This is a genomic window from Paenibacillus sp. SN-8-1, from assembly GCF_050995535.1.
GTDB lineage: Bacteria > Bacillota > Bacilli > Paenibacillales > Paenibacillaceae > Fontibacillus.
The window spans coordinates 3,281,955-3,295,127 of record NZ_CP194782.1; the positions used below are offsets into that span (position 1 = coordinate 3,281,955).

Annotated in this window: 14 protein-coding genes; 8 read left to right on the forward strand and 6 right to left on the reverse strand. The window is 48.6% G+C overall.

Translation table 11 applies throughout. The features are described 5' to 3' along the window. Window positions 1-67 precede the first annotated feature (67 nt). Complete coding sequence (locus ACRRNK_RS16015) at window positions 68-715, forward strand: nitroreductase family protein (protein ID WP_433943711.1); 648 nt, start codon at window positions 68-70, stop codon at window positions 713-715. Window positions 716-909: 194 nt separating this feature from the next. Here ACRRNK_RS16015 and ACRRNK_RS16020 read toward each other — a convergent pair whose 3' ends face one another. Both ACRRNK_RS16020 and ACRRNK_RS16025 read right to left on the reverse strand, forming a co-directional pair. Then, entirely contained in the window at window positions 910-1,653 is a 744-nt protein-coding gene (locus ACRRNK_RS16020) for a YebC/PmpR family DNA-binding transcriptional regulator (RefSeq protein ID WP_433943712.1), read from the reverse strand. Between the two features lie 131 nt (window positions 1,654-1,784). After that, window positions 1,785-1,982, reverse strand: coding sequence for a cold shock domain-containing protein (locus ACRRNK_RS16025; protein ID WP_127200876.1), 198 nt, complete (start codon window positions 1,980-1,982; stop codon window positions 1,785-1,787). A 254-nt stretch (window positions 1,983-2,236) separates the two neighbouring features. Between ACRRNK_RS16025 and ACRRNK_RS16030 the strand changes: the two genes are divergently transcribed. The 7 genes from ACRRNK_RS16030 to serS all read left to right on the forward strand — a co-directional run bounded on the left by ACRRNK_RS16030 (window position 2,237) and on the right by serS (window position 8,808). Beyond that, window positions 2,237-2,470 (forward strand): hypothetical protein, encoded by a 234-nt coding sequence (locus tag ACRRNK_RS16030; RefSeq protein ID WP_251375803.1) that lies wholly within the window; start codon window positions 2,237-2,239, stop codon window positions 2,468-2,470. Between the two features lie 413 nt (window positions 2,471-2,883). Beyond that, window positions 2,884-4,674, forward strand: coding sequence for an oligoendopeptidase F (pepF, locus tag ACRRNK_RS16035; RefSeq protein WP_433943713.1), 1,791 nt, complete (start codon window positions 2,884-2,886; stop codon window positions 4,672-4,674). Between the two features lie 76 nt (window positions 4,675-4,750). Next, window positions 4,751-5,080, forward strand: coding sequence for a LapA family protein (locus ACRRNK_RS16040; RefSeq protein WP_433943714.1), 330 nt, complete (start codon window positions 4,751-4,753; stop codon window positions 5,078-5,080). Between the two features lie 69 nt (window positions 5,081-5,149). Further along, a complete protein-coding gene (locus tag ACRRNK_RS16045) occupies window positions 5,150-6,187 on the forward strand; it encodes a M42 family metallopeptidase (protein ID WP_433943715.1) in 1,038 nt (345 codons plus the stop codon). Beyond that, complete coding sequence (locus ACRRNK_RS16050; RefSeq protein WP_433943716.1) at window positions 6,174-6,944, forward strand: hypothetical protein; 771 nt, start codon at window positions 6,174-6,176, stop codon at window positions 6,942-6,944. The genes ACRRNK_RS16045 and ACRRNK_RS16050 overlap by 14 nt, the downstream gene beginning before the upstream one ends. A gap of 16 nt (window positions 6,945-6,960) precedes the next feature. Then, complete coding sequence (locus ACRRNK_RS16055; RefSeq protein ID WP_433943717.1) at window positions 6,961-7,266, forward strand: hypothetical protein; 306 nt, start codon at window positions 6,961-6,963, stop codon at window positions 7,264-7,266. Window positions 7,267-7,515: 249 nt separating this feature from the next. Next, the gene (gene serS / locus ACRRNK_RS16060; protein ID WP_433943718.1) at window positions 7,516-8,808 is read left to right on the forward strand and encodes a serine--tRNA ligase; all 1,293 of its coding nucleotides are present in this window, start codon (window positions 7,516-7,518) and stop codon (window positions 8,806-8,808) included. Window positions 8,809-9,130: 322 nt separating this feature from the next. Here serS and ACRRNK_RS16065 read toward each other — a convergent pair whose 3' ends face one another. Genes ACRRNK_RS16065 through ACRRNK_RS16080 form a run of 4 tightly spaced genes read right to left on the reverse strand, consistent with a single transcriptional unit; the run spans window position 9,131 to window position 13,168 of the window. Beyond that, window positions 9,131-11,071, reverse strand: coding sequence for an ABC-F family ATP-binding cassette domain-containing protein (locus ACRRNK_RS16065; protein ID WP_433943719.1), 1,941 nt, complete (start codon window positions 11,069-11,071; stop codon window positions 9,131-9,133). 55 nt (window positions 11,072-11,126) lie between these two features. Then, window positions 11,127-11,711 (reverse strand): TetR/AcrR family transcriptional regulator, encoded by a 585-nt coding sequence (locus ACRRNK_RS16070; RefSeq protein WP_433943720.1) that lies wholly within the window; start codon window positions 11,709-11,711, stop codon window positions 11,127-11,129. A 14-nt stretch (window positions 11,712-11,725) separates the two neighbouring features. Next, complete coding sequence (locus ACRRNK_RS16075) at window positions 11,726-12,532, reverse strand: DUF92 domain-containing protein (protein WP_433943721.1); 807 nt, start codon at window positions 12,530-12,532, stop codon at window positions 11,726-11,728. A 3-nt stretch (window positions 12,533-12,535) separates the two neighbouring features. Continuing rightward, entirely contained in the window at window positions 12,536-13,168 is a 633-nt protein-coding gene (locus tag ACRRNK_RS16080) for a fumarylacetoacetate hydrolase family protein (RefSeq protein WP_433943722.1), read from the reverse strand. Window positions 13,169-13,173 lie beyond the last annotated feature (5 nt).

A 13,173-nucleotide genomic window follows, 5' to 3' on the forward strand; every position in this document is an offset into this window, starting at 1 on the left:
AGAATTCACGGCTATAATAAATGGATTAAGAAGTATAGTACCTAGTCTTAATAAAGGTGGGAAATTAATGGAATTCAAGGATTTTGCGGAGATTATTCAAACCCGTCGCAGTATACGCGATTTCACTGAGGAAAGCGTTCAGACCCAGGATATTGAAGAAATTATTGACTGCGCCAGATACGCACCCAGCGATACCAACTCTCAGACCTGGGAATTCATCGCTGTTGTCAATCGCGACAAGATCAAACAAATTGAAGATTTCACCTGGGAACAGCTGCATTTAAAAGCAGCCGAAGCGGAGAAGCAAGGGCTTGGACGTGAAGCCAAACTCCTGGTCAAATCATTTGGCCCATACGCAACAGCCTTCTCGGGTGCGCCTGTACTGATTGTGTGCTTATCCACCCCATATGCCTCCAAGTTCCGCGACAGAATTTTTGATCCTCTAGAGTTCGGAAGCCCTGAAATTTGGGCGGAAGAAGGACTGAAGAGCAGCTGTCTGGCTTCCCAGAACTTGATGCTCGCCGCGCATGCCAAAGGGCTTGCAACCTGTCCTATGACCGGACCCGTTCTGCTCGCAGAAGAGCAGCTTCGTGAGTTTCTAGATATCCCGGACGACCGCGGGGTAAATATGGTAATCGCTCTAGGCCACCCTGCCGTCTCACCGAAAGCGACGCCGCGTAAGGACGTAGCTGAAATTCTGCGTATTGTGGACTAGCATCGGGAGATAAGGAACCGATTATAATGATTTTAAGTTGAACATATGAATACTAAATGAGGCTGAAGCTTTGCTTCTCCAGAATCACTTCACACTCTTGCCAAATTAGCACTTCCCAAGTTCATCTTAGCTTACAAAAAGGCTCTTACCCCTTGAATGCGGGGGTAAGAGCCCTTTTTGTAAATTCAAATGTATTAACCGATACGATCCATCTCGGATGCGCTGATCTCAAAGTTGGAGTAGACATCCTGTACATCATCATTATCCTCGAAAGCATCCATCATCTTCAGCAGCTTCTCGGCATTCTCGCCTTCCACATCCACTGTATTCTGCGGTATCCAGCGAACTTCAGCCGTACTGAACTCATAGTTCTCCGCTTCGAGAGCACTCTTCACTTTCTCCAGCTCATGCGGGTGGGTGACAAGCTCAAATGTCTCATCCGTAGTAACCATATCTTCAGCTCCAGCTTCCACAGCTTGAAGGAGCAGGGTATCCTCGTCAATATCCTCAAACTGCTCACGATCAATAATAAGGGAACCTTTCTCGTCGAACATATAAGCTACGCAGCCCGATTCACCCATATTACCGCCTCTTTTGTTAAAGATCGCGCGGACGTCTGCTGCTGTACGGTTACGATTGTCCGTCAAGCATTTCACCATGATGGCAACACCACCAGGACCATAACCTTCATAGTAAATTTCCTCGTAATCCACATTATCCGTGTTGCCTGATGCTTTCTTGATTGCGCGCTCTATGTTATCCGCTGGCATCTTGATCGCACGGGCGCTGGCGATTGCCGTCTTAAGTCCGAAATTGGCTTCAGGGTTTGGACCGCCTTTACGTGCCTGCATATAAATCTCACGGCTTAGTTTGACCCATTGATTATTTTTGGCTTGGTCAGCCTTACCTTTACGTTCTTTGAATAATTTGAATTTCATACCGTAACGCTCCCCATTGTAATAAGTCTATATACTTTTCAGTGTATCACTACCCTATGTACCCGGTCAAAATTGGGCAAAAAAACACAGCCCACACGGAGCTGTGTTTTTCTTTATAAGGTGAAGTGCAATTATATTTTGTATACGTTAGCTGCTTGCGCGCCACGGTTGCCTTCAGTAATTTCGAATTCAACTTCTTGACCTTCATCCAAAGACTTGAAGCCTTCGCCTTGAATAGCTGAGAAGTGTACAAATACATCTTCGCCGCCCTCAACAGAGATGAAGCCATAACCTTTTTCTGCATTAAACCATTTAACTGTACCTTTCAAATGAACAACCTCCTAAAATAACGCCATTGAATGGCGAATATCTAAATTATAACCGATGTGCAACTCCAATGCAACGCGTCTAAAGGCCTGCATCTCCAGTCGGATTTTTACCTAAATTCCCCTCTGTTACATTTGCTTTCCGCAAGACCGTGCGGTATGATTTTAGAAAGCTTTTGCAAATGCTTTCCTATAATACAGATCATACTATAGACTGAATACATGAACTTTATGAAGCAGACTGGAGACAGAGCACGATGATCAAAAAACATGAAATTTACAAAACAGACAAATGGAATATGATGACGGTTGAAGTGCAAGGAAAGTATATTGTCCTGCGTGAGATCTCCGATCAATGGGGAGAAGAAACCCACACCTTTCTTAGTCGTCCGGCCTTGATGCAGTGGGCGCAGAACCGTTTTCCCAAAGAGGATTTTGAAGGAAGAGAAGAAGAATGGCGCACCCTGATGAATTCCTTCAAACAAGTCTAGATTGAGCCTAAAGGAGTTTTAAGAATTACCTATGGACTATTCAAGAGTTGCCCTATTTATTGTTCTAGCTATAGCTTTGGGATTCATCCTTATTTTGAACAAAAATAATATCCCCCCGAAGCTAAAACGCCCTATGGCCATAACGGCTTTAGTTATGATTGTCATGGCTTTTGTATTAGTGATCTACAGTTATCTGGCCTAACTGAATACCTGGTCCGCTTATTCTCATATTGTGCCTAATCTTCGGTCATACTATTGGCAAAAAGGATTGGGAGGAATAGCCCTTGAGATGCTCCACGCTCCTCTCGATAATGTTGACCTGCAGCCTGTTGACCACTTCAGCACCGGATATGGATAAGCGGACTGTTCAAGAGAAACGGCCACTATCTCTAACTTTTCCAAGGAGGATACCGATGAGCACATTACCTAAACGTTCTGAAGTGACTGAAGCCAACAGTTGGAATCTGAATGACCTGTTTCCAGATCAGAAGGCCTGGGATCAGTCCTATGAGCAGGTCAAACAGAAGAAATCCAAGGCTTCCGAGTATGAAGGAAAGTTAAATACAGCTGAGAATATCAAAGCCGCTTTTGCTCTTGAGGATGAAATCTCGCTCGAAATTGAGCGTCTGTTCGTATTTGCACATCTTCATCATGATGAAGATACCACGAACCCTACATATCAAGCTCTGGTTGAGAAGGCTAAGAAGCTCAGCGTAGAAATCAGTGAAGCCCTCTCTTATATCACACCGGAGATACTCTCTCTGCCGGAACAAGAACTGGAAGGATTCATAGAGAACCCGGTCCTGGCAGACTATAAATTCACGCTCCAGGAGATCAAACGTGAGAAGGCTCATGTTCTCACCAAAGCTGAGGAAGCGCTTCTGGCCCAAGTTGGCAACTTGTCGCAAGCACCGAAGAATATTTTTGGCATGATCAATAATGCGGACATGAAGTTTCCCAAGATCAAGGACGAGAACGGCAAGGAGGTTGAGCTGACGCATGGCAGCTACATCCAGTTTTTGGAGAATCCGAACCGTGAAGTCCGTCAGCGGGCATTCAAAGCCATCTACGAAACTTACGGCAAACAAAAGAACACTCTAGCCGCTACACTCAGTTCAAATGTGAATAAGAATATCTTCTATTCTCATGTTCGCAAGTATCCTTCTGTTCTGGAAATGTCTCTCTATGGTGACAACATTCCCAAAGAGGTCTATACGAACCTGATTGACACGATCCATGAAAGCCTCCCTCTTCTGCACAGATACATGGCGCTTCGCAAGAAGCTTCTTGGCGTGGATGAGCTTCATATGTACGACTTGTTCGCTCCTCTTGTGGAGGAGTACAAATGGGGTATCACTTATGATGAGGCGAAGAAACTGGTTAGCGAAGGGCTGCAGCCACTGGGTGAGAATTACCTGAAAGTGCTGAAGGAAGGATTTGATCACCGCTGGATCGATGTATATGAGAATGAGGGCAAACGGACAGGAGCATACAGCTGGGGTGCATACGGTACTCACCCCTATGTTCTGCTGAACCATAACAATAACCTGAACAGCATGTTCACACTTGCCCATGAGATGGGTCATGCGCTTCATTCTTATTTCTCGGATGAGGCCCTGAAATACCGGGATGCCCAATATACAATCTTCCTCGCTGAAGTGGCATCGACTACGAACGAAGCACTGCTGATGGATTATCTCCTGAAGCATGCTACCGATCCGAAACAGAAGCTGTATCTGCTGACTTATTACGCGGATCAGTTCCGGACGACGGTGTTCCGCCAGACGATGTTCGCTGAATTTGAGAAGATCATCCACGAGCGTGCGGAGGCCGGAGAATCTCTTACTCCTCAAGCATTGTCGTCGATCTACTATGATCTGAACAAGAAATATCATGGACCAGGTATGGTTGTCGATCAGGACATCGAGATGGAATGGGCCCGCATCCCGCATTTCTATACGAGCTTTTATGTGTATAAATACGCAACGGGCTTCTCGGCTGCAACCAGCTTCTCGAAGCAAATTCTTGAAGAGGGTAAGCCAGCCGTTGATCGTTATCTTGGCTTCCTGAAGAGCGGCGGCAGTGATTACTCTATTAATATTCTGAAGAAAGCTGGCGTTGACATGTCTTCGCCTCAGCCGATTCGTGAAGCGATGAGTGTGTTCGGGGAACTTATCGAACAAATGGAGAATTTGACGAAATAATCGAATGAATCAGATTGATAAATCCCTTGCCCGCTTTGGGTAAGGGATTTTATACTGTCCTAAGAGGAGGTGTACCATGAGAATACAATGGTCCCTGATTGCTGCTTTAATATTTGCTTTAGTGACAGCCATATTCGCAGTTATCAATGTGAGAAGCGTAGATGTTAATCTTATATTCGGGGTGGTTCAGATCCCGCTTATTCTGCTCATCATAGGCTCCACGCTGCTTGGCGGAATTATTGTCGGTTCGTTCGGCCTATATCGGAGTTACCGGCTGGATAAAGAGAATCGGCGGCTCAAAGCTCAGCTCGCTGAGGTTCAGGAGGCAACAGGTTATGTATTTGCCGAACCAGAACCTAAGACGGCTGAAGATCAGCCTCAAGATAAGCAAGGCCCCTCTTTATAACATTGAACAAAGACTATGATACACAGTCTTTAGCTGAAGCCATCCAATACATAACCTATAGGAGGTACTATGAAAATTTCAGTCGATGAGAACTACGTGTTGGACGTATTAAAAAGACTGCTCGATACGCCAAGCCCAAGCGGCTTCACGAAGCAGGCCATAAGGTTGGTTGAAGATGAAGCCAAGAAGCTTGACGTTACTTTCTCGCTTAATGAGAAAGGCGGCGCCATATTAACGCTGAAAGGTCAAGACGAAAGCCGCCGGATTGCACTCAGCGCCCATGTGGATACTTTGGGAGCCATGGTAAGATCGATCACGGCTCACGGCACTTTGGCAATTACTTCGGTTGGGGGATTCTCGATGCATAGTATCGAGAACGAATACTGCCAAATCCATACCCGCAGCGGCAAGGTATATACGGGGACGATTTTGACTACCCACCCTTCTGTCCATGTATATAGTGATGCGAGAGATTTCCCGCGCAAAGAAAGCAATATGGAAGTTCGGATTGACGAGCTTGTAGAGAGCAAAGAAGATGTTCGTAAGCTGGGCATCCAGACCGGTGACTTCGTATCCTTCGATGCCCGCGCAGTCATTACACCAAGCGGCTTCATCAAATCCCGGCATATCGATGACAAGGCCAGTGTCGCAGCTCTTCTCGGGCTGATTGAATCCTCGAAGCGTGAGGGCTGGACACCCCGTCATGACCTGGTCTTCCTGATCTCGAATTATGAAGAGGTTGGACATGGCGCAGCACATATTCCTGATGGGATTCATGAGATGATCGCTGTGGATATGGGTGCTATGGGCGACGATCTGAGCTGCAAGGAGACCGACGTCTCCATCTGTGCCAAGGATTCCAGCGGACCTTATGATTATGACATGACCAGCAAGCTGATTGAGCTTGCTGAAGCTGGCGGCATCCCTTATGCGGTCGATATCTATCCGTATTACGGGTCTGACGCCTCCGCCGCATTAGGGGCGGGTCACAACATTCGCGCCGCACTGATCGGTCCTGGTGTACACGCCTCGCACTCGATGGAGCGTACGCATAAGCAAGCTGTGATTAACACCGTCAAGCTGCTTGGCGCATATGTTACAGCTTAAGCTTCATCTGAATTACCGCGGAATAGCAGCTGCCGGCACTCTGGCTGCCTGTGTAGTGCTGTTGTTATTATGGGGGAGCGCATCCAGGCTCCCCCACTCTTACACGTATTTCGAGGTCAAAGCCTCGAATAACGTGAAGCTTCATGCGCTCATTTCGCGGCCCGGTGAGATTACACTCCAGTCTGCGGAGGGACCTTTGTCCATGTATTCCGGTTACGGAATCAATGGCGGTTTCTTTTACGGAAAAGATCTCTTGTCTATCGCCTCTGTGAACGACAAGCCGGTTGCCGGAGCTCCAGGGCAGTATGGAAGCGGCTGGTTCAATGTGAAGTATCCTCGCGGTACCCTGGTATGGGACGAGGCAGCAGGCACCTACTCCGTGCAGGTTGTCTCATCAGCCTCTGACATCCAGGTCACTGACCGGGGTCGCTACTTCGCCCAGGGTGGTGTTAGTATGAGCCTAATGAACAACGACTTGTGGGAAGCGGCTGCCGAGCAGGAGCACCTGCCTTACCCCGGCGATAAGAGGCTGCGTTCAGGTATGGTCTATGACGCCGACCAAAGGCTCTGGCTGATCGCTACGCCTACCTTATGTACCGCGGCGGAATTCAGACAAGCCATTCAAGAGTCCATAGCTCCTGGAATGCCGAAAGAGGGCATCTTTCTGGACGGGGATGGATCTGCCCAGCTTAATTCAGCCGAGAAGAAGCTTACCGGGGATTCCAGAGCGCTTCGGCAAATCATCGTTGTGAAATAAGACAAGGAGGCCCAACTTGAAGAATCCTGTTGCCTTTGTTGTTCTAGCCTTATTAAATCTTCTGTACACAGCTGCGCTTGTGTTCTATCCCGGAGTGATCCTGACCGCGGTCAGAGTCCTGTCGGGTGGTTCATTTTTCCCGAATTCACCTAATCTCCGTGAATTTTCGTCCTTTATGCTGTTCGCTTATCCAATTTCGATCATCATTGCTTACTTCTGCTGGTGGGCCTATCACAAAAGAAAGTTCAAGCTGGCCTATATTCTAGTCTGTGTGCCTCTTGTCTGGGTATTGATTACTGGGTTATTCTTGCTTGAAGCTTAATGAATAGGTTATACTACTAAAAATGTTACAGCAGATCATGCCGATGAAGAGAATCCAACTCGGAGGCGTTCTCGTCAAAAGGACCCGTTCCTTCTAAGTTAACCGGAACCGCCCGTTATCGCGGACCAAAGAGGATTAAGCTAAGAATTGGCTTAATCAAATTGGGTGGCACCGCGAGTCCTAGCGCTCCTCGTCCCAACAGACGAGAGCGCTTTTTTGTATTTTTTTACAAATAAAGGAGCGGTGAACATGTTAGATTTGAACTGGGTAAGAAGTCACGCCGAGGAAGTACAAAGGGTATCGGATCAGAAAGGTATCCGTCTTGATGTCCAAGAACTGCTATTGCTGGACGATCAGAGAAGGAGGGTTCTTCATGAGGTTGAGCGGCTCAGGAAGAACCGGAATACATGGTCCGAAGAGATTGGCACAGCCGTTCATGAGAAACGCAGTGAAGATGCTGCTGTATTAAAGCAGCAGGTAAAAGCTAATAATACAAAGCTATCCCATCTAGAGAACGATCTGGCTGAATTAGACCGGCAGGTCTTGGCATTGAGCTTGCTCGTTCCTAATACGGTATCACCCGACACGCCGATTGGCGGATCGGATGCAGATAATGTCCTGTTACGAACTGAAGGTGAACCGCCTGTCTTCGATTTTCCAATGAGAGATCATGTTGAACTGGGGAGAATTCATGGCATAATCGATATCCCTCGCGGGGTCAAGGCTGCAGGCAGCCGAAACTACTATCTCCGCGGAGCAGGTGTTCTTCTGCATAGAGCTGTACAGCAGCTTGCCCTTGATATGCTGATAGATCGTGGCTTTATCCCCTTGGAAGTGCCGCTGATTGTCACAACTGAAGCTATGACAGGCACAGGCTTCTTCCCTCTTGGGAAGGACCAATCTTATCACCTGGAGGGAGAAGACAAGTGGCTCGTAGGCACATCAGAAGTCCCTCTTGTCACTCACTACGCAGGTGAAATTGTAGACCTAACCTCCCCCATCAGACTTGCGGCAGCGTCGACCTGCTTTCGTAGTGAGGTAGGCTCGGCAGGCAAAGATGTTAGCGGACTGTACCGGGTTCATCAGTTCTCAAAGGTGGAACAGATCATACTTTGTGCAAATGACCCGGAGCAATCGGAGATCATGCTCCAAGAAATAACCCGCAATGCTGAAGATCTCTTGCAGATGCTGGAGCTTCCCTATCAGGTGATGGCGGTATGCACCGGGGACATGTCTCAGAAGACCTACAAGCAGTTCGATATTGAGACCTGGATGCCAAGCCGTAAGGCTTATGGAGAGACCCACTCTTCCTCGAATCTGCTGGATTTTCAGGCACGGCGTTCCAATATCCGCTATCGTGATCCGAATGATGGTAAGCTGAAATTCTGTCACACCCTGAACAATACAGCCGTGGCTACTCCGCGGATTCTGATTCCTCTTCTTGAGAATCATCAGAGGGAGGATGGGTCGATCTACATCCCCCCTGCCCTACGTAAATATATGAATGGGCTTGAAAGCTTGGCTCCTTTGGACCCAAGCTAGTTCAATTCTCTAAGTAGTCGTAACCCATCGGTACCTAAAAAATAAAGCTCGAAGTAAATAAATAAGCCTTCCATTCCACGAATAACACGGGATTGGAGGCTTATTCAAATTTTAGCAGCTATATAAGTTGAACTACTGATTTACATGCTAGTCAGCCGTATGAAATGTTCTTACGATCGCTGTTGTTCTCAGACTTCTTAATTTGAATTTTTATAGGTAGAAGTCTGATCACAAATGCGAACGCTCCGCTTCTCCAGAATCATTTCACACTCTTGCCTATAAGTGATTCTTAAATTCAACTTATATAATGCTGACTATTTAATTATCCGTTACGCTGGGCTTCAATTCGCTCAGCCAGCTCATTCAGATAGGTCCATCGCTCCATCAGACGTTCGAGCTCGGCCTCCGCCTCCTGCTGCTCCCGCATAAGCTCCTGCAGCCGGGCAGCATCGCTTGAGGCTTGCTCCATGGCATTCGCAAGATCTGTGATCTTCTGCTCTGCAGCTTCAACCAAGCCGTCTATGGCCTCGTACTCCCTTTGCTCGTTATAGCTGAATTTAACCTTCTCCTTAGGAGAAGGAGCAGAAGGGGAAGCGGAAGATTCTTTCTCCGAATTCTTCTTGGCTTTGCTCTGACTCTCACCTGAGTCAGCCTGACCACTGCCTTCACGGCGCAGGCGTTCCTCATAATCGCTATAGTCTCCTACATGAACGGCTACGGCTCCTTCACCTTCAAAGGCCATGATCTTATCGATTGTGCGGTCCAGGAAATAACGGTCATGGGAGACAACGAAGACGGCCCCGGGGAACTCATCAAGATAGGCTTCCAGAACTGTAAGGGTCTGAATATCCAGGTCGTTCGTGGGCTCATCGAGCAGAAGCACATTCGGCGCTCCCATTAACACTCTAAGCAGATACAGTCTGCGTTTCTCACCGCCGGACAGCTTGGAGATCGGGGTCCACTGCATCGTTGGCTCAAACAGGAAACGCTCCAGCATTTGCGAAGCTGTGATTCGCGATCCATCAGCTGTAGTCACCACTTCGGCTTCGTCCTTGATATATTCAATAACCCGCTGCTCCCCATTCATCTCCTGATGCTCCTGGGTGAAATAACCCAGCTTGACGGTCTGCCCAAGAACGACCTCACCCTGATCCGGCGTGAGCCGGCCTGCAATCAGATTCAGCAGCGTAGACTTTCCGCTGCCGTTCGGTCCAACGATACCCACACGGTCACCCGGTACCGCAATATAGGATAAGTCCTTGATCAGTGTGCGGTCGCCCGCTTTCTGACCCAGATGGTTAATCTCTAATATTTTTCGCCCGAGACGTGTGGAAGCTACCGACATCTCAACTGCCCCGGTGCGAACCTCGCTTTTCTGATTCTGAAGTTCCTCGAAACGATCAATCCTCGCCTTCTGCTTGGTTGTCCGTGCCTTGGCCCCTCTTCGAATCCAGGCAAGCTCGGTACGCAGCAGATTCTGCCTCTTCTGCTCCGCAGAGGCTTCCCGCTCTTCACGCTCACTCTTCAGCTCCAGGAAGCGGCTGTAATTCGCTTCGTAGCGGAATAGACGACCGTGGTCGAGTTCCAGCATCACAGAAGCTACACGATCGAGGAAATAACGGTCATGCGTAATCATGAGCAGGGCTCCGCGGCGTTTCTGTAAGTACTGCTCAAGCCACGCAACTGAATCGTTATCAATATGGTTCGTGGGCTCGTCCAGAATCAGCAGCTCTGATGGCTGAATTAACGCGGATGCCAGTGCCACGCGCTTACGCTGCCCACCGGATAAAGTCCCCATTAGCCTGGAGAAATCAGTAATTCCCAGCTTGGACAATACGCTCTTCGCTTCACTTTCCAGCTGCCATATCTGCAGGCGGTCAATCTCCTGACTGAGCCTCGACGCTTTATCTTCCAGTGACTGGTCAGCCGGATTCTCTTCCATTAACTTCAGTGTCTCCATGTATTCATAGACGGCCTGAAGCTCAGGACTATCCCCTTGGAACACCTGCTGCAGCACGGTCATATCCGGATTATAGTCCGGATTCTGAGCAAGGTAACGAATCCGCACATCATTGTTAACGGCAATCTTCCCTTCATCCGCAGGCTCCAGGCCTGCAATTACGCGTAGAAAGGTCGATTTGCCCGTGCCATTCACACCGACTACGCCAATCTTGTCCTGATCTTCCATCCCGAAGGAGGCTCCCTGGAAAAGAACCTTCTCGCCAAAACTCTTGGATATTTGCTCTACAGTCATTATATTCATCGCTTGGTTTCCCTACTTCTACCCATGTATTTTGATTCGCTCTTCGCCTGGATGCTTACGTAGCTGGTTCATCCTGAATGGGACAACCATGCATAAACAAGCGGGATACGAAAAGAATGTTCTTGTTCAAGTCTACCTCGGTTAACGATCGGTCAAATAAAATATCCATCTTCAGCTGATCCAGCATACCGATGTAGGCTTTCGCATGAAGCATCGGCTCCGGCACGCCAGCTTCATCAAGAATCTGGTACACCGCAGCCATATAACTGCGGAGGAAATCCTTCATCAACCCCATCAGTTCGGGATCATTATTGGGGGCCATAAAAAATAATTTCGTATGGTCCTTCCGTTCATAGTAATACTCCAAATGATGTTTGGCAATGAATTGCAGCTGCTCCTGTAGACTTTCACTTGCCTCAAGGCCGGTATTCAATTTGCTCAGGAAATCATTGAAATCACGCTCCGAGACCGCAGCGAACAACTTCTCCTTGCTCTTGAAGTACAAATATACCGTACCTTTCGCTATGCCAGCCAATTCAGCGATGTCCGAGATCTTGGCATCATAGAAGCCTTGGGAACCGAACAAGGCGAAAGCCGCATCGAGTATAGCTTTATGTTTGTCTCCCTGCACTTCACTCATATTCGTCACCCTTCCTATGTTGCCAGGAATCCGATCCATAACGCGATCAACCCTCCAGCCAGAGAACTGAGCAAATTGACCGCATCATTACTCATCCACGCGAGTCCACGTATGCGTTCGGTTGACTTCCCGCAGTGCTGAGTAACCTCTACCTCCCGGCCGCACACCGGGCAGCGGTACATTCGCTGTAGACTAGCTCCCAAGATTGAGTCGGTAAAAGCCCCCGCCAGACCGCCAATTCCGCCGGCTGCAATCCATAAAAGGATCGGTCCGCCGGATAGCCCGCTTAGCTCCAATAGAAGCCAAGCCCCTATCCCAATCAAAATGGCGCCCGCCGCGGCTGCGGTACTCCCCAGCCATGATACTCCACCTGAGGTGCCCGCCGGGAGCACCTTCCACGTTAACACAGAACGGGGTGGCCTTTGGCTCAGACCGCCCCATTCCGTTGCCCACGTATCCGCCGTAACCGAGGCCATAATTCCAATGAACAGATAGGCCCAAAGCGGATCTGGCCAGAACCAGTTAGCCAGACATACCAGCATTCCGAGGCCGCCATTAGCCATAACTTGTCCAGCATCGCGCTGACCGCTCTTGGCGTAAGACTTCTCCAATTCCTCCTTGCGGCGGCTCTTCCATTTCGAGAACAGCGTGGAAGTGATGAAGAACAACAGCAGTGTACCGAACCAAAAGGCATTCCCCGCGCCATAGTACACCGTTCCCATGATCACCGCTGCACACATACCTGATAGAGTTAGTGAATGCTTGTAATAGGCGGCCCCTGCCACAACCGAAGAACAAATAAATCCGATCAGCCAATCCATGGGTTACCCGCTAAACTCAATCGTGCAGCTGCCAAGAGTATGCTCCCCCAGTCGCAGCGTAAGCTCGTCTCCGTCTGCTACAGGACCTACTCCGGCAGGAGTGCCCGTGAATATTAAGTCTCCTTCATCCAGTCCATAATGATCTGCAATATAGTCAACGATCTCCTGAAGAGAGAAGATCATATCCTGCGTATTTCCACGCTGCACGGTCTCTCCGTTCTTAATCAGCTCAAAGCTCGTAAGTCCTATTTCTTCAGTACCCGGGAAGGCAGTATAAGGCGTTAACGGAGCCGAGCTGCGAAATCCTTTGGCCGCGGTCCAAGGATGACCCTTCTTCTTAAGTACACTTTGAACATCCCGAAGCGTAAAGTCAATGCCCAGCGCCATAACATCCACAAGCTCATCAACAGATATTCCAGTAACATATGGACGTGCAATGCGAAGCACCAGTTCAGCCTCATAATGAACCTCACCCTTGTCGCCAGGTAAATTTATAATTGCCCCATCCATCGGTACGACGGCGTGGGAGGGCTTTAAGAAAATCATGGGTTCCGAAGGTACATCATTACCGAGCTCTTCCGCATGGAGGCGGTAATTCCGGCCCACGCAGTATACATTACGGACTATTGATTTCATACTTA